The 22,357-nt window shown below is 59.8% G+C and carries 18 protein-coding genes; 17 read left to right on the top strand and 1 reads right to left on the bottom strand.

The genetic code is table 11. The features are described 5' to 3' along the window. Positions 1–68: 68 nt before the first annotated feature. Positions 69–1,325 carry an NADP-dependent isocitrate dehydrogenase gene (gene icd, locus Q7C20_RS08450; protein ID WP_375066731.1) on the bottom strand — a complete coding sequence of 419 codons (1,257 nt, stop codon included), beginning with the start codon at positions 1,323–1,325 and terminating at the stop codon, positions 69–71. A gap of 492 nt (positions 1,326–1,817) precedes the next feature. On the opposite strand from icd, the gene Q7C20_RS08445 reads away from it, so the two are divergent. From Q7C20_RS08445 to nuoI, 17 genes are all read left to right on the top strand, one after another. Further along, complete coding sequence (locus Q7C20_RS08445) at positions 1,818–4,043, top strand: NADP-dependent isocitrate dehydrogenase (RefSeq protein WP_375066730.1); 2,226 nt, start codon at positions 1,818–1,820, stop codon at positions 4,041–4,043. A 203-nt stretch (positions 4,044–4,246) separates the two neighbouring features. Then, positions 4,247–4,693, top strand: a complete 447-nt coding sequence (locus Q7C20_RS08440) for an NUDIX hydrolase (RefSeq protein ID WP_375066729.1) — start codon at positions 4,247–4,249, stop codon at positions 4,691–4,693. A 59-nt stretch (positions 4,694–4,752) separates the two neighbouring features. Next, a complete protein-coding gene (gene mnmA, locus Q7C20_RS08435; RefSeq protein WP_375066728.1) occupies positions 4,753–5,877 on the top strand; it encodes a tRNA 2-thiouridine(34) synthase MnmA in 1,125 nt (374 codons plus the stop codon). Continuing rightward, positions 5,874–6,497, top strand: coding sequence for a high frequency lysogenization protein HflD (hflD, locus tag Q7C20_RS08430; RefSeq protein WP_046068637.1), 624 nt, complete (start codon positions 5,874–5,876; stop codon positions 6,495–6,497). The genes mnmA and hflD overlap by 4 nt, the downstream gene beginning before the upstream one ends. A 125-nt stretch (positions 6,498–6,622) precedes the next feature. Continuing rightward, positions 6,623–7,993 carry an adenylosuccinate lyase gene (gene purB / locus Q7C20_RS08425; RefSeq protein ID WP_375066727.1) on the top strand — a complete coding sequence of 457 codons (1,371 nt, stop codon included), beginning with the start codon at positions 6,623–6,625 and terminating at the stop codon, positions 7,991–7,993. A gap of 84 nt (positions 7,994–8,077) precedes the next feature. Further along, the gene (locus tag Q7C20_RS08420) at positions 8,078–9,247 is read left to right on the top strand and encodes a JmjC domain-containing protein (RefSeq protein WP_375066726.1); all 1,170 of its coding nucleotides are present in this window, start codon (positions 8,078–8,080) and stop codon (positions 9,245–9,247) included. Next, entirely contained in the window at positions 9,240–9,662 is a 423-nt protein-coding gene (locus Q7C20_RS08415) for a GNAT family N-acetyltransferase (protein WP_375066725.1), read from the top strand. The genes Q7C20_RS08420 and Q7C20_RS08415 overlap by 8 nt, the downstream gene beginning before the upstream one ends. 266 nt (positions 9,663–9,928) lie before the next feature. Next, positions 9,929–10,666, top strand: coding sequence for a secretin N-terminal domain-containing protein (locus tag Q7C20_RS08410; RefSeq protein ID WP_375066724.1), 738 nt, complete (start codon positions 9,929–9,931; stop codon positions 10,664–10,666). A gap of 479 nt (positions 10,667–11,145) precedes the next feature. Next, on the top strand, positions 11,146–12,471 hold the full coding sequence (gene aceA, locus Q7C20_RS08405; RefSeq protein WP_375066723.1) for an isocitrate lyase: 1,326 nt from the start codon (positions 11,146–11,148) through the stop codon (positions 12,469–12,471). A gap of 661 nt (positions 12,472–13,132) precedes the next feature. Continuing rightward, positions 13,133–13,546 carry an NADH-quinone oxidoreductase subunit A gene (locus Q7C20_RS08400; RefSeq protein WP_003219575.1) on the top strand — a complete coding sequence of 138 codons (414 nt, stop codon included), beginning with the start codon at positions 13,133–13,135 and terminating at the stop codon, positions 13,544–13,546. 10 nt (positions 13,547–13,556) lie between these two features. Next, entirely contained in the window at positions 13,557–14,231 is a 675-nt protein-coding gene (locus Q7C20_RS08395; protein WP_012724951.1) for an NADH-quinone oxidoreductase subunit B family protein, read from the top strand. A gap of 72 nt (positions 14,232–14,303) precedes the next feature. After that, on the top strand, positions 14,304–16,088 hold the full coding sequence (gene nuoC / locus Q7C20_RS08390) for an NADH-quinone oxidoreductase subunit C/D (RefSeq protein WP_375066722.1): 1,785 nt from the start codon (positions 14,304–14,306) through the stop codon (positions 16,086–16,088). Between the two features lie 2 nt (positions 16,089–16,090). Then, positions 16,091–16,588, top strand: coding sequence for an NADH-quinone oxidoreductase subunit NuoE (gene nuoE / locus Q7C20_RS08385; protein WP_049712670.1), 498 nt, complete (start codon positions 16,091–16,093; stop codon positions 16,586–16,588). Further along, the gene (gene nuoF, locus Q7C20_RS08380) at positions 16,585–17,943 is read left to right on the top strand and encodes an NADH-quinone oxidoreductase subunit NuoF (protein WP_375066721.1); all 1,359 of its coding nucleotides are present in this window, start codon (positions 16,585–16,587) and stop codon (positions 17,941–17,943) included. Before nuoE ends, nuoF begins: the two co-directional genes overlap by 4 nt. Before the next feature lie 135 nt (positions 17,944–18,078). Then, positions 18,079–20,793 carry an NADH-quinone oxidoreductase subunit NuoG gene (gene nuoG / locus Q7C20_RS08375; protein ID WP_375066720.1) on the top strand — a complete coding sequence of 905 codons (2,715 nt, stop codon included), beginning with the start codon at positions 18,079–18,081 and terminating at the stop codon, positions 20,791–20,793. Next, positions 20,790–21,797, top strand: coding sequence for an NADH-quinone oxidoreductase subunit NuoH (gene nuoH / locus Q7C20_RS08370; RefSeq protein WP_375066719.1), 1,008 nt, complete (start codon positions 20,790–20,792; stop codon positions 21,795–21,797). Before nuoG ends, nuoH begins: the two co-directional genes overlap by 4 nt. An 11-nt stretch (positions 21,798–21,808) precedes the next feature. Further along, positions 21,809–22,357, top strand: a complete 549-nt coding sequence (gene nuoI / locus Q7C20_RS08365; protein WP_003174725.1) for an NADH-quinone oxidoreductase subunit NuoI — start codon at positions 21,809–21,811, stop codon at positions 22,355–22,357.

Raw genomic sequence — 22,357 nt, 5'->3', positions numbered from 1 at the left:
CGAGCGCCCACTCATAAAACGCCAGCCACCCCTATCCATAGGGGTGGCTGGCGTCTTATGTACCCATTCTACATATGCGAAATCAACGCATCCCCAAAGCCCGAAGACGTCACCAAGGTGGCGCCGTCCATCAGGCGCTCGAAGTCATAGGTCACAGTCTTGGCCGAAATCGCGCCATTGGTGCCCTTGATGATCAAGTCGGCCGCTTCGGTCCAACCCATGTGCCGCAACATCATTTCCGCCGACAGAATCAACGACCCCGGGTTTACCTGGTCCTTGCCTGCATATTTCGGTGCCGTGCCGTGGGTGGCTTCGAACATCGCCACGGTGTCGGACAAGTTGGCCCCCGGCGCAATACCGATACCGCCCACTTCTGCCGCCAGGGCATCGGAAAGGTAGTCGCCATTGAGGTTAAGGGTCGCGATCACGTCATATTCGGCCGGGCGCAGCAAAATTTGCTGGAGCATGGCGTCAGCAATTGCATCCTTGACCACCACATTCTTGCCGGTTTTTGGGTTTTTGAACTGCATCCACGGCCCGCCGTCGAGCAGGGTCGCGCCGAACTCCTTCTCGGCAATACCGTAGGCCCATTCTTTAAAGGCACCCTCGGTGAACTTCATGATGTTGCCTTTGTGCACGATGGTCAGCGAATCGCGGTCGTTATCCACTACATATTGCAGAGCCTTGCGCGCCAGACGCTCAGTGCCCTCTTTGGAGACCGGCTTCACGCCAATCCCGCAGTCCTGATCGAAGCGGATCTTGGTCACACCCATTTCTTCTTTCAGGAACTTGATGACCTTGATCGCTTCCGGCGAGCCGGCCTTCCACTCGATCCCGGCGTAAATATCTTCGGAGTTTTCACGAAAGATGGTCATGTCAACATCGCCGGGCTTTTTGACCGGGCTGGGCACGCCTTCAAACCAGCGCACCGGGCGCAGGCACACATACAGGTCGAGTTGCTGACGCAGGGCCACGTTCAGCGAACGGATACCGCCACCGACCGGGGTGGTCAACGGGCCCTTGATGGACACCACGTAATCCTTGACCGCATCCAGGGTTTCCTGGGGCAGCCACGTGTCCTGATCGTAAACCTGAGTGGCCTTTTCGCCGGCGTAAACCTCCATCCAGGAGATTTTTCGCTTACCGCTATAGGCCTTTTCAACAGCAGCATCGACAACCTTGATCATCACCGGGCTGATATCGACACCAATGCCGTCGCCTTCGATGTAGGGGATGATCGGGTTATCAGGAACATTAAGAGAGTGGTCTGGATTGACGGTGATTTTTGCGCCGACTGCCGGAACCTGAATCTTCTTGTATCCCATGTTGGACTCCATCTATGGATTGAACATCTGGCTGCGTTCGAGCCTACTCCACATAAATGACGACTGAAACCTCACGCCATGCTCATTTGCATCGAAAACAGCACGTTTAGTCGCCTATTGGCTTTATACAGACGGCAAAATCGCCAATCTTGAGCACATCGTGCCCGCGCTGGCAGCAACGGGCACCTGCGACCTTTAGACCAATGGACGACGCACCTTTTGTATGAAGGCTCGGCGTAAGCATAGTGACCTATGTATAATGCTGCCGCTGACCCAAGAGTCACGACGGCGGACCGCTCTAGAACCGAGCCCTCAGCCAGAAAGCAGGACTATTACAATAGTCCACCCGCTTGACGCTCGACTGATGCAACCCAACATCACCGCGAAGAACCTCGACATTTCGCTCATGGATGACTTTGAACGAACGCGCTCCACCCGGCGCATCTCGAGTTTCTGCGCACGCTTTCAGCAAAGAAGAGAGTTAATCCGAATATGCCCACCCGCTCGAAGATCATCTATACCTTCACTGACGAAGCCCCAGCCCTCGCCACCTATTCACTGCTGCCTATCGTAGAGGCCTTCACCGCTTCAGCTGATATTGCTGTGGAAACCCGCGACATCTCCCTTGCCGGGCGCATCCTCTCCAGTTTCCCCGAGCAACTGGGCGCCAAAGCCGTACCGGACCACCTCGCCGAACTGGGCGACCTGGCCGTCACGCCTGAAGCCAACATCATCAAACTGCCTAACATCAGTGCCTCGACCCCTCAGCTGCAAGCTGCGATCAAGGAACTGCAGGCCCTGGGCTACGCCCTGCCGGACTACCCGGAAACCGTAACCACCGACGCGGAAAAAGAAACCCGCGCACGTTACGACAAGGTCAAGGGCAGCGCCGTGAACCCGGTACTGCGCGAAGGCAACTCCGACCGTCGCGCACCGCTGTCGGTCAAGAACTACGCACGCAAGCACCCACACAAAATGGGCGCCTGGGCTGCAGACTCCAAGTCGCACATCGCGCACATGAGCAACGGCGACTTCTACGGCAGCGAAAAAGCCGTACAGATCGAAGCCGCTGACACTGTCAAAATCGAGCTTATCGCTCAAGACGGCACTGCGACCGTCCTGAAAGAAAAAACCTCGGTACAAGCCGGCGAAATCATCGACACCGCCACGCTGAGCAAAAAAGCCCTGCGTTCGTTCATTGCCGCTGAAATCGAAGACGCCAAGAAACAAGGCGTGCTGCTGTCGGTTCACTTGAAAGCCACCATGATGAAGGTCTCCGACCCGATCATGTTCGGCCAGATCGTTGCCGAGTTCTATAAAGACGCCCTGGCCAAGCACGCTGACGTGCTGGCACAGATCGGCTTTAACCTGAACAACGGCATCGGCGACCTGTACGCGCGCATCAAGGCCCTTCCGGCCGAGCAGCAAGCGCAGATCGAAGCTGACATTCAGGCGGTCTACGCCGCTCGCCCTTCGCTGGCGATGGTTAACTCCGACAAAGGCATCACCAACCTGCACGTGCCGAGCGACGTGATCGTCGACGCCTCGATGCCGGCCATGATCCGTGACTCCGGCAAAATGTGGGGCACCGACGGCCAACTGCACGACACCAAGGCCGTGATCCCGGATCGCTGCTACGCGACCATTTACCAGGCGGTCATCGAAGACTGCAAGGACCATGGCGCTTTCGACCCAACCACCATGGGCAGCGTGCCAAACGTTGGCCTGATGGCGAAAAAAGCCGAAGAGTACGGCTCCCACGACAAGACCTTCCAGATCAAGGCTGACGGCGTTGTTCGCGTCACCGACAGCAAGGGCAACCTGCTGATGGAACAGAAAGTCGAAGCCGGCGATATTTTCCGCATGTGCCAGACCAAAGACGCGCCGATCCAGGATTGGGTCAAACTGGCCGTCAACCGCGCCCGCGCCAGCGACACCCCGGCCATTTTCTGGCTGGACCCACAGCGCGCGCACGACGGCGTCGTGGTCGAGAAGGTTCAGGCTTATCTGAAAGACCACAACACCGAAGGTCTGGACATCCGCATCATGTCGCCTGTCGACGCGATGAAGTTCACCCTGGAACGCACCCGTAAGGGCCTGGACACCATCTCGGTGACCGGCAACGTGCTGCGCGACTACCTGACCGACCTGTTCCCGATCATGGAACTGGGCACCAGCGCCAAGATGCTGTCGATCGTGCCGCTGATGAACGGCGGTGGCCTGTTCGAAACCGGCGCCGGCGGTTCGGCTCCGAAACACGTGCAGCAACTGGTGGAAGAGAACTTCCTGCGCTGGGATTCCCTGGGCGAGTTCCTGGCCCTGGCCGCGTCCCTTGAGCATTTGGGTGTGAACTACAACAACCCGAAAGCCCTGGTACTGTCCAAGACCCTGGACCAGGCCACCGGCCAGTTCCTCGACAACAACAAGTCGCCTTCGCGCAAAGTCGGCAACATCGACAACCGCGGCAGCCACTTCTACCTGGCGCTGTACTGGGCTCAAGCCCTGGCCGCCCAGACCGAAGACGCTGCGCTGCAGGCGAGCTTCAGCAAACTGGCTGAAACCTTGACCGCGAACGAGGCAACCATCGTTGCCGAGCTCAATGCAGTACAAGGCAAGCCAGTGGACATCGGCGGCTACTACTCGCCGAACCCGGAGCTGACGAGCAAAGCCATGCGCCCAAGCAACACCCTCAACGCGGCGATTGCTGCGCTGGTGTAAGGTTGTAAGGATGCAAAGAAGCCCCGGCCCCGTGCCGGGGTTTTTGTTTTTACTCTTTAACTGAAAAAACCGGATCAAAATGTGGGAGCGGGCTTGCTCGCGAAGGCAGTGTGTCAGTCAACCTATCTATCAACTGACACACCGCCTTCGCGAGCAAGCCCGCTCCCACACTGACCGCGCCACCCTCTGAATCGAGATTTTAAATGACCTGGCAACCCCACATCACCGTCGCCACCATCGTCGAAGACGCCGGCCGCTTCCTGATGGTCGAAGAACTCAAGGGCGGCCGCGCCGTGCTCAACCAGCCTGCCGGCCACCTTGACCCGCACGAAACCCTGACCGACGCCGCCGTGCGCGAAACCCTTGAAGAGACCGGCTGGGACGTCGAAGCCACCGGCATCGTCGGCATCTACCTGTACACCGCCCCCAGCAACGGCGTGACCTACCAGCGCGTCTGCTTTATCGCCAAGGCGCTGAAACACCACCCGGACTATCAACTCGACGAAGGCATCATCCGCGCCCGCTGGCTGACCCGCGACGAGCTGATGGCCTTGCGCGGCGACTGGCGCAGCGAACTGATCATCCGCTGCATTGATGATTATTTGGCCGGCCAGTGCCACAGCCTCGAATTGATCCGCCCTTCTCTTTAGCCTTGAAGGCGCGAGCCTGATAGAATCGCGTCCTTTTTCAAGACACCCGTTGAAACCCTATGCGTGATCCAGCCCCTTCTGACACACAAAAGAAGCGCGTCATCGTCGGCATGTCCGGCGGCGTGGATTCTTCCGTTTCCGCCGTTCTGCTCATGGAGCAGGGTTATGAGGTGGAAGGCCTGTTCATGAAGAACTGGGAAGAAGACGATGGAACGGAATATTGCACCGCCATGGACGACCTGGCGGACGCTCAGGCCGTGTGTGACAAAATCGGCATCAAGCTGCACACCGCCAACTTCGCCGCCGAGTACTGGGACAACGTGTTCGAGCACTTCCTGGCCGAATACAAGGCCGGTCGCACGCCGAACCCGGACATCCTGTGTAACCGCGAAATCAAGTTCAAGGCGTTCCTCGACTACGCCATGATGCTTGGCGCCGACCTGATCGCCACTGGCCACTATGTGCGCCGTCGCGACGTCGATGGCCGCACCGAACTGCTCAAGGGCCTGGACCCGAACAAGGACCAGAGCTACTTCCTGCACGCCGTCGGCGGTGAACAAATCGCCAAGACGCTGTTCCCGGTCGGCGAGCTGGAAAAACCCGAAGTGCGCAGGATCGCCGAGCAACACGGCCTGGCCACCGCGAAGAAAAAGGATTCCACCGGGATCTGCTTTATTGGCGAGCGCCGCTTCAGCGACTTCCTCAAGCAATACCTGCCGGCACAACCGGGCGAAATCAAAACCACCGAAGGCGATGTCATCGGCCGCCACCATGGCCTGATGTACCACACCATCGGCCAGCGCCAGGGCCTGGGCATAGGCGGTTTGAAAGACGCTGGCGAAGAGCCGTGGTACGTGCTGATCAAGGACCTGGAGCACAACGAGCTGATCGTCGGCCAGGGCAATGAGCACCCGCTGCTGTTCTCCGGCGCCCTGCTTGCCTCGGACATCTACTGGGTCAACCCGATCGACCTGACGACCCCGCGCCGCCTTACCGCCAAAGTGCGCTATCGCCAGAGCGACCAGCCGTGCACCCTGGAACAAACCGCCAGCGGCTACCGCGCCACGTTTGATGACCCGCAACGCGCGGTCACGCCTGGCCAGTCCGTGGTGTTCTACGACGGCGAGATCTGCCTGGGCGGCGGCGTGATTGAAATCGCCGAAGCCTGGAGCAACCCGGCATGAGCCCGACTCAGGAGCAGTTGACGGCGCTCGGCGGGGTTTTCCTCGCCGCCGTACTGGTGGACAAGATCGCCAAGACCGGCCAGGTCACCGAAGCCGGCCTGACCTGCATGCTCGGCAGCCTGCTGATCCGCGACCCCAAGGACACCCTGGAAGTCTACGGCGGCGATGACCTGGCGCTGCGCGAAGGTTACCGCGCGCTGATCGGCGCCCTGGAGCGCGACCCCAGCACGTTGCAACGCGAGCCATTGCGCTACGCCTTGTCGATGCTGGGTCTTGAGCGCCAACTGGCCAAACGCGACGACATGCTCGAAACCATCGGCAAGCGCCTGCCGCAGATTCAGTCCCAGGTGGAACACTTCGGTCCGGCCCATGAAAACGTGATCGCAGCCTGTGGTGCGCTGTACCAGGACACCTTGAGCACCTTGCGCCAGCGCATTCAGGTGCACGGCGACATGCGCAACCTGCAACAACCGAACAACGCCTCGAAAATCCGCGCCCTGCTCCTGGCCGGTATTCGTTCGGCGCGGTTGTGGCGCCAATTGGGCGGTCATCGCTGGCAGCTGGTGATCAGCCGGCGCAAATTGCTTAAAGAACTTTACCCGTTGATGCGCAACGAATAAGTCGCATCGACTGCGCATTTTCAAGCCGTTACGCGTAATACGCCGGTCAGTTGGCAACGGACCGGCGAATTTTTTCATGTATGATACGCGCCCCATTTCGTTGCCCGACTGTCCGAGAACACCCCATGCAGCTCTCTTCGCTCACTGCGGTTTCCCCTGTTGACGGCCGCTACGCCGGCAAAACCCAGGCCCTGCGCCCTATTTTCAGCGAATACGGCCTGATCCGTGCTCGTGTACTGGTTGAAGTGCGCTGGCTCCAGCGCCTGGCCGCTCACCCTGCCATCAGCGAAGTGCCGGCGTTTTCTGCCGAAGCCAACGCTGTGTTGAACACTCTGGCGGAAAACTTCTCCCTGGAGCACGCCGAGCGTGTGAAAGAGATCGAGCGCACCACCAACCACGACGTAAAAGCCATCGAATACTTGCTCAAAGAGCAAGCGGCCAAGCTGCCGGAACTGGCCCAGGTCAGCGAGTTCATCCACTTTGCCTGCACCAGCGAGGACATCAACAACCTGTCCCACGCCCTGATGCTGCGCGAAGGCCGTGATGACGTGATGCTGCCGCTGATGCGCCAGACCGCCAACGCCATCCGCGAACTGGCGATCCGTTTTGCTGACGTGCCAATGCTGTCGCGCACCCACGGTCAGCCGGCTTCGCCGACCACCCTGGGTAAAGAACTGGCCAACGTGGTGTACCGCCTGGAGCGTCAAATCGCTCAAGTCGCCGCCGTACCGCTGCTGGGCAAGATCAACGGCGCCGTGGGCAACTACAACGCCCACCTCTCCGCCTACCCGGAAATCGATTGGGAAGAAAACGCCCGCGCCTTCATCGAAGACGAGCTGGGCCTGGGTTTCAACCCGTACACCACGCAGATCGAACCGCACGACTACATCGCCGAGCTGTTCGACGCGATTGCGCGCTTCAACACTATCCTGATCGACTTCGATCGCGATATCTGGGGCTACATCTCCCTGGGCTACTTCAAGCAGCGCACCATTGCCGGTGAAATCGGTTCGTCGACCATGCCGCACAAGGTCAACCCGATCGACTTCGAAAACTCCGAAGGCAACCTCGGCATCGCCAACGCCCTGTTCCAGCACCTGGCCAGCAAGTTGCCGATCTCCCGCTGGCAGCGCGACCTGACCGACTCCACCGTATTGCGCAACCTTGGCGTGGGCTTCGCTCACAGCGTGATCGCGTACGAAGCCAGCCTCAAAGGCATCAGCAAGCTGGAGCTCAACGCGCAGAAAATCGCCGCTGACCTGGACGCGTGCTGGGAAGTGTTGGCTGAGCCGATCCAGACCGTAATGCGCCGCTACAACATCGAAAACCCCTACGAGAAGCTCAAAGAGTTGACGCGCGGCAAGGGCATTACCTCCGAAGCGCTGCAAACTTTCATCGACGGCCTGGACATGCCAGCCGCCGCCAAGGCCGAGCTGAAACTGCTCACCCCGGCCAACTACATCGGCAACGCTGTAGAGCAAGCCAAGCGCATCTGATCAGCGCAAGCCCCTTTGAGACGCCCGGCAGCGCCGGGCGTTTTTATTCCAGTCTGAAAAGTACTTTTTTTCAATAGGTTACACATGAATCCTGATATCCCTCTTCAACTTCTGGGCGGCATCACGGCACGGGAATTCCTGCGCGACTACTGGCAGAAAAAACCCTTGCTGATCCGTCAGGCCATCCCTGATTTCGAAAGCCCGATCGACGCCGACGAACTGGCCGGCCTGGCGCTGGAAGAAGAAGTCGAATCGCGCCTGGTAATCGAGCACGGCGAGCGCCCTTGGGAACTGCGTCGCGGCCCGTTCGCTGAAGATGCCTTCAGCACCCTGCCCGAGCGTGAGTGGACCCTGCTGGTACAGGCCGTCGACCAGTTCGTGCCGGAAGTCGCCGAGCTGCTGGAGCAGTTCCGCTTCCTGCCGAGCTGGCGTATCGATGACGTGATGATCAGCTTTGCCGCACCCGGCGGCAGCGTGGGCCCACACTTCGATAACTATGACGTGTTCCTGCTGCAAGCCCAGGGCAAGCGCAACTGGAAAATCGGCCAGATGTGCAGCTCCGAAAGCCCGCTGCTGCAACACGCCGACCTGCGCATCCTCGCCGACTTTGAAGAGAGCGCTGAATGGGTACTGGAACCGGGCGACATGCTTTACCTGCCACCACGCCTGGCGCATTTCGGCATTGCCGAAGATGATTGCATGACCTATTCGGTCGGCTTCCGCGCACCGAGCGCCGCTGAGGTGCTGACCCACTTCACCGACTTCCTCAGCCAATACCTGACGGACGAAGAGCGTTACACCGACGCCGACGCCCAGCCGGTCAGCGACCCGCACCAGATTCAGAGCGATGCCCTCGGCCGCCTGAAAAGCCTGCTGGCCGAGCACATGAGCGACGAGCGCATGCTGCTGACCTGGTTCGGCCAGTTCATGACCGAGCCGCGCTACCCGGAACTGGTGGCCGGCCCGGAAGAACTGCAGGAAGCGGACGTAGTCGCCAGCCTGGAAGACGGCGCCGTACTGATCCGCAACCCAAGCGCACGCCTGGCGTGGTCTGAAGTCGACGACGACGTGTTGCTGTTCGCCAGCGGCCAGAGCCGTTACCTGCCAGGCAAGCTGCGCGAGCTGTTGAAACTGATTTGCGCCGCCGACGCCTTGCACAGCGACAACCTCGGCGAATGGCTCGCCGATGAAGACGGCCGCGACCTGCTGTGCGAATTGGTCAAGCAAGGAAGCCTGGGATTTGCTGATGAATAAACTTCACGTAAGTGTCGCGGACTGGCGAAAGGATATCGACGAGATTCGGCGCATTCGTGAGGCGGTATTTATCGCTGAACAATCGGTTCCACCCGAGCTGGAATGGGATGCCGAAGACGCAGGCGCGGTGCATTTCCTCGCGTTTGAAGGCGACTTCCCGATTGGGACCGCGCGGTTGCTGCCCACCGGCGAGATTGGTCGCGTGTCGGTCCTCAAGGACTGGCGCGGGCTACATGTCGGCGACAAGCTGATGGAAGCCGTGATCGGAGTGGCCGAGAAGCGCGGGCAAACCACGCAGTTTCTCAGCGCGCAGGTGTATGCGGCGCCGTTTTATGAGCGGCTGGGATTCAAGATTGTCAGCGATGAGTTTCTTGAAGTCGGCATCCCGCATGTAGACATGGTGCGCGAGGGCTGACCTGACTCGCTGTGGCTGTGGCTGAGGCTGTGGCGAGCGGGCTTGCCCCGCGTTGGGCTGCGCAGCAGCCCCAAACTGAGACGCCGCGTTCTTTCTGAAAGAACGCGGCGTTTTTTTATGGGGCTGCTGCGCAGCCCAACGCGGGGCAAGCCCGCTCGCCACAACAAACCCGCTCACTACAACAAGTCCGCTCGCCACTAAACTTGCGACATGCCAGGCCGACAAACTGGCACTATCACGCTAAATGACTCGCAGAGATAACGGACATGTCCCTACGCACCCTGCTCACCGCCCTCCTCCTGACCGCCAGCGCCTCAGCCATGGCCGACACTGAAGTCGTCAACCTGAGCAACCGCACCAGCACCGACTTGCTGCCGGTGGCGCAGAATTTTATTGGCAAGGACGGCACCGTCAGCGCCTATGGCAATCAGCTGATCGTGAATGCCGACCCCGGCAAGATCCAGGACCTGCGCGCACTGCTTTCTCAGCTCGACACGCCCGCCAAGCGCCTGCTGATCACCGTCGACACCAACGAGAACAATCAGCAAAACACCGGCGACAGCCAAACCCGCATCATCAGCTACGGTACCACCAGCCGTGACGGCGGCGTGCAGCAGATCCAGGCCAGCGAAGGTGTGCCGGCATTGATTCAGGTCGGTCAGAGCGTGCCGCTCACCACCACGCAGCCTGACGCCTACGGTCGCCCGCAAAATCAGACCCAGTACCGCAACGTAACCCAAGGCTTCTACGTCACCGCCAGTGTCACCGGCGAGACCGTTCACCTGGCTATCAGTACCAACCGTGACCGCATGAGCCAGGAACGTCCCGATGTAGTGAACGTTCAAAGTACCGACACAACGGTCAGCGGGCGCTTGGGTGAATGGATTCCTCTGGCCGGCATCAATCGCGAGACCCAGGCCGATAAATCCTCTACAACCCGCAGCTACTCTACTCAGGGCCGTGATGACCTGACGTTGCGGGTCAAGGTCGACACCCTGAACTGAAGCACCAAAAACTGACTGGCGGGTCGTATTAGACTAAAGATGTAGTGCTTCAAAAAAAGCACTACAAAACGTTTGACGATCGAAAAAAGCATGGGCATGATGGCCTCGCTCCCGCTAATCAGGGGCCCTGGCAAGGGCCTTCGGATCGTCGCTCTAAGCTACCCACCTGAGCCGATTCGTGTCTGTACCGCCCACAAGGTGTGTTTGACGAGGTTGCGACTGGAACGAAGTTGTCCCGAGGGACGGAAGCTATCCAGGTAACCCGGCTACACACTGACGAATACCCGAGGGCCCACGATGCCCGAAGACTGTTCTCGGTGTGCCTGCTACCTGCTCCCCTCTCGCAACACGTTCATCCCGTCGCATTCCCCGCCAAACCCGACATGACCGCCTAAGCTTCTGGTAAGCGAGCAGCCCCGCCCACGCATTGAATGCACGGCTGGAAAACGGATCTTCTAAACGCGACGAGGTTTATCTCCATGGCACTGACACGCGAACAGCAAATTGCAGCCCTTGAAAAAGACTGGGCTGAAAACCCACGCTGGAAAGGCGTGACCCGCGCTTATTCCGCTGCTGACGTCGTCCGCCTGCGTGGCTCGGTTCAACCTGAGCACACCTTTGCAAAACTCGGCGCCGAGAAGCTGTGGAACCTGGTGACCCAAGGTGCCAAGCCTTCCTTCCGTCCCGACAAAGATTTCGTCAACTGCATGGGCGCCCTCACTGGCGGCCAGGCAGTGCAACAGGTGAAAGCCGGTATCCAGGCGATCTACCTCTCCGGCTGGCAAGTGGCAGCGGACAACAACTCCGCTGAATCCATGTACCCCGACCAATCGCTGTACCCGGTGGACTCGGTTCCAACCGTGGTCAAGCGCATCAACAACGCGTTCCGCCGTGCCGACCAGATCCAGTGGAAAGCCGGTAAAGGTCCGGGCGATGAAGGCTACATCGACTACTTCGCACCGATCGTGGCCGACGCGGAAGCCGGTTTCGGCGGCGTACTCAACGCCTACGAGCTGATGAAAAGCATGATCGAGGCAGGCGCTGCCGGCGTGCACTTCGAAGACCAACTGGCGTCGGTGAAAAAATGCGGCCACATGGGCGGCAAGGTACTGGTGCCCACCCAGGAAGCCGTACAAAAGCTGACCGCTGCCCGCCTGGCCGCTGACGTTGCCGGTACGCCGACCATCATTCTGGCGCGTACCGATGCCAACGCGGCAGACCTGCTGACTTCGGATTGCGACCCGTACGACCAGCCGTTCGTGACGGGCGAGCGTACTCAGGAAGGTTTCTACAAAGTGCGCGCCGGTCTCGACCAGGCTATCGCCCGCGGCCTGGCCTACGCGCCGTACGCCGACCTGATCTGGTGCGAAACCGCCAAGCCGGACCTGGACGAAGCGCGTCGCTTTGCTGAAGCGATCAAGAAGGAATACCCGGACCAGTTGCTGTCCTACAACTGCTCGCCTTCCTTCAACTGGAAGAAGAACCTGGACGACGCGACCATCGCCAAGTTCCAGCGTGAATTGTCTGCCATGGGTTACAAGCACCAGTTCATCACCCTGGCTGGCATTCACAACATGTGGCACAGCATGTTCAACCTGGCGCACGACTACGCCCGCAACGACATGACGGCTTACGTGAAGCTGCAGGAGCAGGAGTTCGCTGACGCTTCCAAGGGTTACACCTTTGTGGCGCACCAGCAGGAAGTGGGCACTGGCTACTTTGACGACATGACTACCGTGATTCAGGGCGGGTCTTCTTCGGTGACTGCACTGAAGGGTTCGACTGAAGAAGAGCAGTTTCACTGAGTAATCGCGAGTACACGGCCACTGCGGCCTCAGGGAAGACCTAACCGCAGTGCCGCACAACCATCACGCCCCGACTTGTTCGGGGCGTTTTTTTGCGCCAAGGAAAGACCGCCCTGACACAATGCAGATCAAAATGTGGGAGCGGGCTTGCTCGCGAAAGCGCTGGTTCAGACACTGATGTGCTGACCGCCCCACCGCTTTCGCGAGCAAGCCCGCTCCCACAAGGGGAATGCACTCAACCTGAGAGTTTTGTGCAAAACATTGATCCAGAGCGGTATTCCCACCGATCAAATCGGTTAAAAGATCTGTTCCAGCAACTAGCGGCAATCGAGCAAGTAACAACAACTTCCCCCGCCACACGAGAAACATTCGCTTAAACCCCACGCAAACAACATTCATTATCATTTAGCCCATGAAAACTTCGTTACCGCTCAAACAAAACAGAATTGGCCAAATGCCCGCTAATCCCCGCCCCGCAAGGGCCGCAGCCCCAAGAAGGTGCACTATGTGGTTATTCCACGGAATAATTTCGCTATAGGAATTTTACTTGCCCGGTGTTTAGCCATAAAATCACCGCGATTGATTGCAGTGCGACATATCGTCACTGCATCGTTACTTTTTCGAGCTCAGAGACCTTTGCTCTCTGTTAAGGATTTCCAGCATGACCGAAGCGACAGGACTCATGGCCCACAACTGGGGCTTTGCCATTTTCCTCCTCGGTGTTGTCGGCCTTTGTGCCTTCATGCTCGGTGTCTCCAGCCTCCTCGGGTCAAAAGCCTGGGGCCGCAGCAAAAATGAACCGTTCGAGTCCGGCATGCTGCCTACAGGTGGCGCCCGCTTGCGGCTCTCAGCCAAATTCTATCTGGTCGCGATGCTCTTCGTGATCTTCGATATCGAAGCCCTTTTTCTCTTTGCCTGGTCTGTGTCCGTCCGCGAAAGCGGCTGGACCGGATTCGTCGAAGCTCTCGTTTTCATAGCAATTCTGTTGGCAGGCCTTGTCTACCTATTTCGAGTGGGCGCCCTTGACTGGGCTCCGGAAGCTCGTCGTAAGCGGCAAGCGAAGCTGAAACAATGAGGCTTTGGCGATGCAATACAATCTCACCAGGATCGACCCGGATGCTCCTAACGATCAGTACCCTATCGGCGAACGCGAAACCGTTTCCGATCCGTTAGAAGATCAAGTCCACAAAAACATCTACATGGGCAAGCTCGAAGACGTGCTGAGTGGCGCGGTCAACTGGGGGCGTAAAAACTCCCTGTGGCCTTACAACTTCGGTCTGTCGTGCTGCTACGTGGAAATGACCACCGCTTTCACGGCGCCCCACGACATCGCGCGCTTTGGCGCCGAAGTTATCCGGGCATCACCGCGTCAGGCGGATTTCATGGTTATCGCCGGTACCTGCTTTATCAAGATGGCGCCGATCATTCAGCGTCTCTACGAGCAAATGCTCGAACCAAAGTGGGTTATCTCCATGGGTTCGTGCGCCAACTCCGGTGGCATGTACGACATCTACTCCGTCGTTCAAGGGGTGGACAAGTTCCTGCCCGTGGACGTCTACGTGCCTGGCTGCCCGCCTCGCCCTGAAGCATTCCTGCAAGGCTTGATGCTGTTGCAGGAATCGATTGGCAAGGAGCGTCGTCCGCTTTCCTGGGTCGTCGGCGATCAAGGCGTGTACCGCGCCGAGATGCCTTCGCAAAAGGAACAGCGCCGCGAACAGCGTATCGCAGTCACCAACCTGCGCAGCCCCGACGAAGTCTGATCCAGCCCCGCTTCTTTTATAGAACGAAAACCTGGCTTCATTCTTTACGTTGACCGAAAGCGATAAAAAACCATGACTACAGGCAGTGCTCTGTATATCCCGCCTTACAAGGCAGACGACCAGGATGTGGTTGTCGAACTCAATAACCGTTTTGGCCCTGACGCCTTCACCGCCCAGGCCACACGCACCGGTATGCCGGTGCTGTGGGTGGCGCGTGCCAGGCTTGTCGAAGTCCTGACCTTCCTGCGCAACCTGCCCAAGCCGTACGTCATGCTCTATGACTTGCATGGCGTGGACGAGCGTCTGCGCACCAAGCGCCAGGGCCTGCCAAGCGGCGCCGATTTCACCGTGTTCTACCACCTGATGTCGCTGGAACGTAACAGCGACGTGATGATCAAGGTGGCGCTCTCCGAGAGCGACCTGAGCATTCCGACCGTGACCGGTATCTGGCCGAACGCCAACTGGTACGAGCGTGAAGTGTGGGACATGTTCGGCATCGACTTCCCGGGCCACCCGCACCTGACGCGCATCATGTTGCCGCCGACCTGGGAAGGTCACCCGCTGCGCAAGGACTTCCCTGCGCGCGCCACCGAATTCGACCCGTTCAGCCTCAACCTCGCCAAGCAACAGCTTGAAGAAGAGGCTGCACGCTTCCGTCCGGAAGACTGGGGCATGAAGCGCTCCGGCACCAATGAGGACTACATGTTCCTCAACCTGGGCCCGAACCACCCTTCGGCTCACGGTGCCTTCCGCATCATCCTGCAACTGGACGGCGAAGAAATCGTCGACTGCGTGCCCGACGTCGGTTACCACCACCGTGGTGCCGAGAAGATGGCCGAGCGTCAGTCGTGGCACAGTTTCATCCCGTACACCGACCGTATCGACTACCTTGGCGGCGTGATGAACAACCTGCCGTACGTGCTTTCGGTGGAGAAGCTTGCCGGCATCAAGGTACCGGATCGCGTCGACACCATCCGCATCATGATGGCCGAGTTCTTCCGCATCACCAGCCACCTGCTGTTCCTGGGTACTTACATCCAGGACGTCGGCGCCATGACCCCGGTGTTCTTCACCTTCACCGACCGTCAGCGCGCCTACAAGGTGATCGAAGCCATCACCGGTTTCCGCCTGCACCCGGCCTGGTACCGCATCGGCGGCGTAGCACACGACTTGCCGAACGGCTGGGAGCGTCTGGTCAAAGAGTTCATCGACTGGATGCCCAAGCGTCTGGACGAGTACCAGAAAGCCGCGCTCGACAACAGCATCCTCAAGGGCCGCACCATTGGCGTTGCGCAGTACAACACCAAGGAAGCCTTGGAATGGGGTGTCACCGGTGCTGGCCTGCGTTCGACCGGTTGCGATTTCGACCTGCGTAAAGCGCGCCCATACTCCGGCTACGAGAACTTCGAGTTCGAAGTGCCGCTGGCGGCCAACGGCGATGCCTACGACCGTTGCATCGTGCGCGTCGAAGAAATGCGCCAGAGCCTGAAGATCATCGAGCAGTGCATGCGCAACATGCCGGCAGGTCCGTACAAGGCGGATCACCCGCTGACCACGCCGCCGCCCAAAGAGCGCACGCTGCAGCACATCGAAACCCTGATCACGCACTTCCTGCAAGTTTCGTGGGGCCCGGTCATGCCGGCCAACGAATCCTTCCAGATGATTGAAGCGACCAAGGGTATCAACAGTTATTACCTGACGAGCGATGGCGGCACCATGAGCTACCGCACTCGGATTCGCACCCCAAGCTTCCCGCACTTGCAGCAGATCCCTTCGGTGATCAAAGGCGAGATGGTCGCGGACTTGATTGCGTACCTGGGTAGTATCGATTTCGTTATGGCCGACGTGGACCGCTAAGCATGAATAGCACGCTTATCCAGACAGACCGTTTCACCTTGAGTGAAACCGAACGCTCGGCCATTGAGCACGAGCTGCATCACTACGAAGACCCGCGCGCGGCGTCGATCGAAGCCTTGAAGATCGTCCAGAAGGAACGTGGCTGGGTGCCCGACGGCGCCCTCTACGCCATCGGCGAGATGCTCGGTATTCCCGCCAGCGACGTTGAAGGCGTGGCCACGTTCTACAGCCAGATCTTCCGCCAGCCGGTAGGCCGTCACATCATTCGCGTGTGCGACAGCATGGTCTGCTACATCGGTGGCCACGAGTCCGTGGTCAGCGAGATTCAGAACAAGCTGGGCATTGGCCTTGGCCAAACCACTCCGGACGGCCGCTTCACGCTGCTGCCGGTGTGCTGCCTGGGCAACTGTGACAAGGCGCCGGCGTTGATGATCGACGACGACACATTCGGTGACGTGCAGCCTGCTGGCGTCACCCAATTGCTCGAGGGCTACCCATGACCCTTACATCTTTCGGCCCGGCCAACCTGATCAAGCGTTCGCCAGAGACTCACCCGCTGACCTGGCGTCTGCGTGACGACGGCGAGGCGGTGTGGCTCGACGAGTACCAGGCCAAAAACGGTTACGCGGCGGCGCGTAAAGCCTTCGCCGACATGGCCCAGGACGACATCGTCCAGACCGTGAAAGACGCAGGCCTTAAAGGTCGCGGCGGTGCAGGCTTCCCCACGGGCGTTAAGTGGGGCCTGATGCCCAAAGACGAATCCATCAACATCCGCTACCTGCTGTGCAACGCGGATGAAATGGAGCCGAACACCTGGAAAGACCGCATGCTGATGGAGCAACTGCCCCATCTGCTGATCGAAGGCATGCTGATCAGCGCCCGCGCGCTGAAAACCTACCGTGGCTATATCTTCCTGCGTGGCGAGTACACCACCGCCGCCAAGCACCTCACCCGTGCCGTGGAAGAAGCCAAGGCCGCTGGCCTGTTGGGCAAGAACATTCTTGGTTCGGGTTTTGACTTCGAACTGTTCGTGCACACCGGCGCCGGGCGTTACATCTGCGGTGAAGAAACCGCACTGATCAACTCCCTCGAAGGCCGCCGCGCCAACCCGCGTTCCAAGCCGCCCTTCCCTGCCGCCGTGGGCGTGTGGGGCAAGCCGACCTGCGTGAACAACGTTGAAACCCTGTGCAACGTGCCGGCGATCATTGGCGACGGCGTTGACTGGTACAAATCGTTGGCCCGCGAAGGCAGTGAAGACATGGGCACCAAGCTCATGGGCTTCTCCGGCAAGGTCAAGAACCCTGGCCTGTGGGAACTGCCGTTCGGCGTGACCGCACGCGAGCTGTTCGAGGACTACGCCGGCGGCATGCGCGACGGCTACACCTTGAAAGCCTGGCAACCAGGCGGCGCCGGTACTGGCTTCCTGCTGCCCGAGCACCTTGACGCACAAATGTACGCCGGCGGCATCGGCAAGGTCGGCACCCGCATGGGTACTGGCCTGGCGATGGCGGTGGACAACACCGTGAACATGGTCTCGCTGCTGCGCAACATGGAGCAGTTCTTCTCCCGTGAGTCCTGCGGCTTCTGCACCCCATGCCGTGACGGTTTGCCGTGGAGCGTGAAGCTCTTGATGGCGATCGAGAAAGGCGAAGGCCAGCCCGGCGACATCGAGACCCTGCTGGGTCTGGTCGGTTTCCTCGGTCCTGGCAAGACCTTCTGTGCTCACGCACCGGGCGCCGTGGAGCCATTGGGCAGCGCAATCAAATACTTCCGCTCTGAATTCGAGGCAGGCATCGCGCCAACCCGCGCGGGCGATCTCAATCAGGTGGCATCACCGACCATGGTCGGCGCGTAACGCTTAAAAAGGCGAAGGGTCCGTGCCCCTCGCTTTCTCATGTGCTGACGCCTTGATGGCTGTGTAGATGCACATGAATAACAAGATTCCATTAGCCACGCCCGCTGACAACGGGCCAACGAAGAACTTTGAACCATGGCCACTATCCACGTAGACGGCAAAGCGCTCGAAGTCGATGGGGCAGACAACCTGTTACAGGCATGTCTCTCATTAGGCCTCGACATCCCGTATTTCTGCTGGCACCCCGCGCTTGGTAGCGTCGGTGCCTGTCGCCAGTGTGCGGTCAAGCAATACACCGACGAGAACGACACCCGTGGTCGTATCGTCATGTCCTGCATGACGCCCGCCACTGACAACACCTGGATCTCCATCGAAGATGAAGAATCCAAGGCGTTCCGCGCCAGTGTTGTTGAATGGCTGATGACCAACCACCCCCACGACTGCCCGGTCTGTGAGGAAGGCGGTCACTGCCACCTGCAAGACATGACGGTGATGACCGGCCACAACGAGCGGCGTTATCGCTTCACCAAGCGCACCCACCAGAACCAGCAACTGGGCCCGTTCATTTCCCACGAAATGAACCGCTGCATCGCTTGCTACCGCTGCGTGCGCTTCTATAAAGACTACGCCGGCGGCACTGACCTGGGCGTCTTCGGCGCCCACGACAACGTGTACTTCGGTCGCGTTGAAGACGGCGTGCTCGAAAGCGAATTCTCCGGCAACCTCACCGAGGTCTGCCCGACCGGTGTGTTCACCGACAAGACGCACTCCGAGCGTTACAACCGCAAGTGGGACATGCAGTTCTCGCCGAGCATCTGCCATGGCTGCTCCAGCGGTTGCAACATCTCGCCGGGCGAACGCTACGGCGAACTGCGTCGCATCGAAAACCGCTTCAACGGTTCGGTGAACCAGTACTTCCTGTGCGACCGTGGCCGTTTCGGCTATGGCTACGTCAACCGCGAAGACCGCCCACGCCAGCCGTTGCTGGCCGGTGGCGCCAAGCTGAGCCTGGACGACGCGCTGGATAAAGCCGCCGACCTGCTGCGCGGCCGCAACATCGTGGGTATCGGTTCGCCGCGTGCCAGCCTCGAAAGCAACTACGCGTTGCGCGAACTGGTTGGCGCCGAGCACTTCTACTGCGGTATCGAAGCCGCTGAGCTGGAGCGCATCCGTCTGGTCCTGCAAGTGCTGAACGACAGCCCGCTGCCGGTTCCGAACATGCGCGACATCGAAGACCACGACGCGATCTTCGTCCTTGGCGAAGACCTGACCCAGACCGCTGCGCGTATCGCCCTGTCGCTGCGCCAGTCGGTCAAAGGCAAGGCTGAAGACATGGCCGACGCCATGCGCGTACAGCCTTGGCTCGACGCCGCCGTGAAGAACATCGGCCAACACGCGCTGAACCCGCTGTTTATCGCAAGCCTGGCAGAAACCAAGCTCGACGACATCGCCGAAGAATGTGTGCACGCCGCACCGGACGACCTGGCTCGCCTCGGTTTCGCCGTGGCCCACGCCCTCGACGCCAGCGCGCCTGCCGTCGAAGGCCTGGACGCTGAAGCGGTGGAACTGGCCCAGCGCATCGCCGACGCCCTGCTGGCCGCCAAGCGCCCATTGATCATTGCCGGTACCTCACTGGGTTCCAAGGCGCTGATCGAAGCCGCTGCCAACATCGCCAAAGCCTTGAAGCTGCGTGACAAGAACGGCTCCATCAGCCTGGTCGTGCCGGAAGCCAACAGCCTCGGCCTGGCCATGCTCGGTGGCGAGTCACTGGACGCAGCCCTGCAAGCGGTGATCGACGGCAAAGCCGACGCAATCGTGGTACTGGAAAACGACCTGTACACCCGCACGGATTCGGCCAAGGTCGACGCAGCGCTAGACGCCGCCAAAGTCCTGATCGTCGCCGACCACCAGAAAACCGCCACCAGCGAACGCGCCGACCTGGTCCTGCCAGCCGCCACTTTCGCCGAAGGCGACGGTACCCTGGTCAGCCAGGAAGGCCGCGCCCAGCGCTTCTTCCAGGTGTTCGATCCGAAGTACATGGACGCCAGCATCCTGGTTCACGAAGGCTGGCGCTGGCTGCATGCCCTGCGCGCGACCCTGCTGAATCAGCCGATCGACTGGACCCAGCTCGACCACGTCACCGCCGCCGTTGCCGCCAGTGCACCGCAGCTGGCGCGTATCGTCGATGCTGCACCGTCCGCCGCGTTCCGCATCAAGGGCTTGAAACTGGCCCGTGAACCGCTGCGTTACTCCGGTCGTACCGCCATGCGCGCCAACATCAGCGTGCATGAACCGCGCACGCCGCAGGACATCGACACCGCATTCAACTTCTCCATGGAAGGTTATTCAGGTTCGGCCGAGCCGCGTCAGCAGGTGCCGTTTGCCTGGTCGCCGGGCTGGAACTCGCCGCAGGCCTGGAACAAGTTCCAGGACGAAGTCGGTGGTCATATCCGCGCTGGCGACCCGGGCACCCGCCTGATCGAAAGCACCGGTGATTCGCTGAACTGGTTCGCCGCCGTACCGCGTCCGTTCAACCCGGCTCAGGGCACCTGGCAGGTTGTGCCGTTCTTCCACCTGTTCGGCAGTGAAGAGACTTCTTCCAAAGCCGCGCCGGTTCAGGAACGCATCCCGGCGGCTTATGTGTCCGTAGCCAAGTCCGAAGCCGATCGCCTGGGCGTCAATGACGGTGCCCTGCTCAGCCTGACCGTAGCCGGCCAGACCCTGCGTCTGCCGCTGCGCATCAACAATGAGTTGGGTGCCGGCCTGGTCGCGCTGCCTAAAGGCATCGCCGGTATTCCAGCGGCCATCTTTGGCAAAACCGTTGACGGTCTGCAGGAGGCAGCGCAATGACCTGGTTCACCCCTGAAGTGATCGACGTGATCATCTCGGTCGTCAAGGCCATCGTGATCCTGTTGGCCGTGGTCGTTGCGGGCGCCCTGCTCAGCTTCGTCGAACGTCGCCTGCTGGGCTGGTGGCAGGACCGTTACGGTCCGAACCGCGTTGGCCCGTTCGGCATGTTCCAGATCGCTGCCGACATGCTGAAAATGTTCTTCAAGGAAGACTGGACCCCGCCGTTTGCCGACAAGGTGATTTTCACCCTGGCACCGGTCGTGGCCATGAGCGCCTTGCTGATCGCCTTTGCGGTCATCCCGATCACCCCGACCTGGGGCGTGGCGGACCTGAACATCGGCTTGCTGTTCTTCTTCGCCATGGCCGGTCTGTCGGTCTACGCGGTGCTGTTCGCCGGTTGGTCGAGTAACAACAAGTTCGCCCTGCTGGGCAGCTTGCGGGCTTCGGCCCAGACCGTGTCCTACGAAGTGTTCATGGGCCTGGCGCTGATGGGCATCGTGGTGCAGGTCGGCTCGTTCAACATGCGCGACATCGTCGAGTACCAGGCGCAGAACCTGTGGTTCATCATTCCGCAGTTCTTCGGTTTCTGTACCTTCTTCATCGCTGGCGTCGCCGTGACTCACCGTCACCCGTTCGACCAGCCGGAAGCAGAACAGGAACTGGCTGACGGTTACCACATTGAATACGCCGGCATGAAATGGGGCATGTTCTTCGTTGGCGAATACATCGGCATCATCTTGATCTCGGCCCTGCTGGTCACGCTGTTCTTCGGCGGCTGGCATGGCCCGTTCAACATCCTGCCGCAACTGGCGTTCTTCTGGTTCTTCTTGAAGACGGCGTTCTTCATCATGCTGTTCATCCTGCTGCGCGCCTCTATTCCGCGCCCGCGCTATGACCAGGTGATGGATTTCAGCTGGAGATTCTGCCTGCCGCTGACCCTGATCAATTTGCTGGTGACTGCTGCCGTTGTGTTGTTGAACACGCCAGCGGTCGCGGTTCAGTGAGGATTTGACCCATGTTCAAATATATTGGCGACATCGTTAAGGGTACCGGTACCCAGTTGCGAAGCCTGGTGATGGTGTTCGGTCACGGCTTTCGCAAACGCGACACCCTGCAATACCCGGAAGAAGCGGTGTACCTGCCGCCGCGCTATCGCGGCCGCATCGTACTGACTCGCGACCCCGATGGCGAAGAGCGTTGCGTAGCCTGCAACCTCTGCGCCGTGGCGTGCCCGGTGGGTTGCATCTCCCTGCAGAAAGCTGAAACCGAAGACGGTCGCTGGTACCCGGACTTCTTCCGCATCAACTTCTCGCGCTGCATTTTCTGCGGCCTCTGCGAGGAAGCTTGCCCGACCACCGCAATCCAGCTGACACCGGATTTCGAGATGGCCGAGTTCAAACGTCAGGACCTGGTGTACGAGAAAGAAGATCTTTTGATCTCTGGTCCCGGTAAAAACCCTGATTACAACTTCTATCGTGTTGCAGGTATGGCCGTTGCCGGTAAGCCCAAAGGCGCCGCACAAAACGAAGCCGAGCCGATCAACGTGAAGAGCTTGCTGCCTTAA

Source organism: Pseudomonas sp. AMR01 (assembly GCF_041946035.1).
GTDB lineage: Bacteria > Pseudomonadota > Gammaproteobacteria > Pseudomonadales > Pseudomonadaceae > Aquipseudomonas > Aquipseudomonas antarctica_B.
This window is presented reverse-complemented; position numbering and strand designations above follow the sequence as displayed.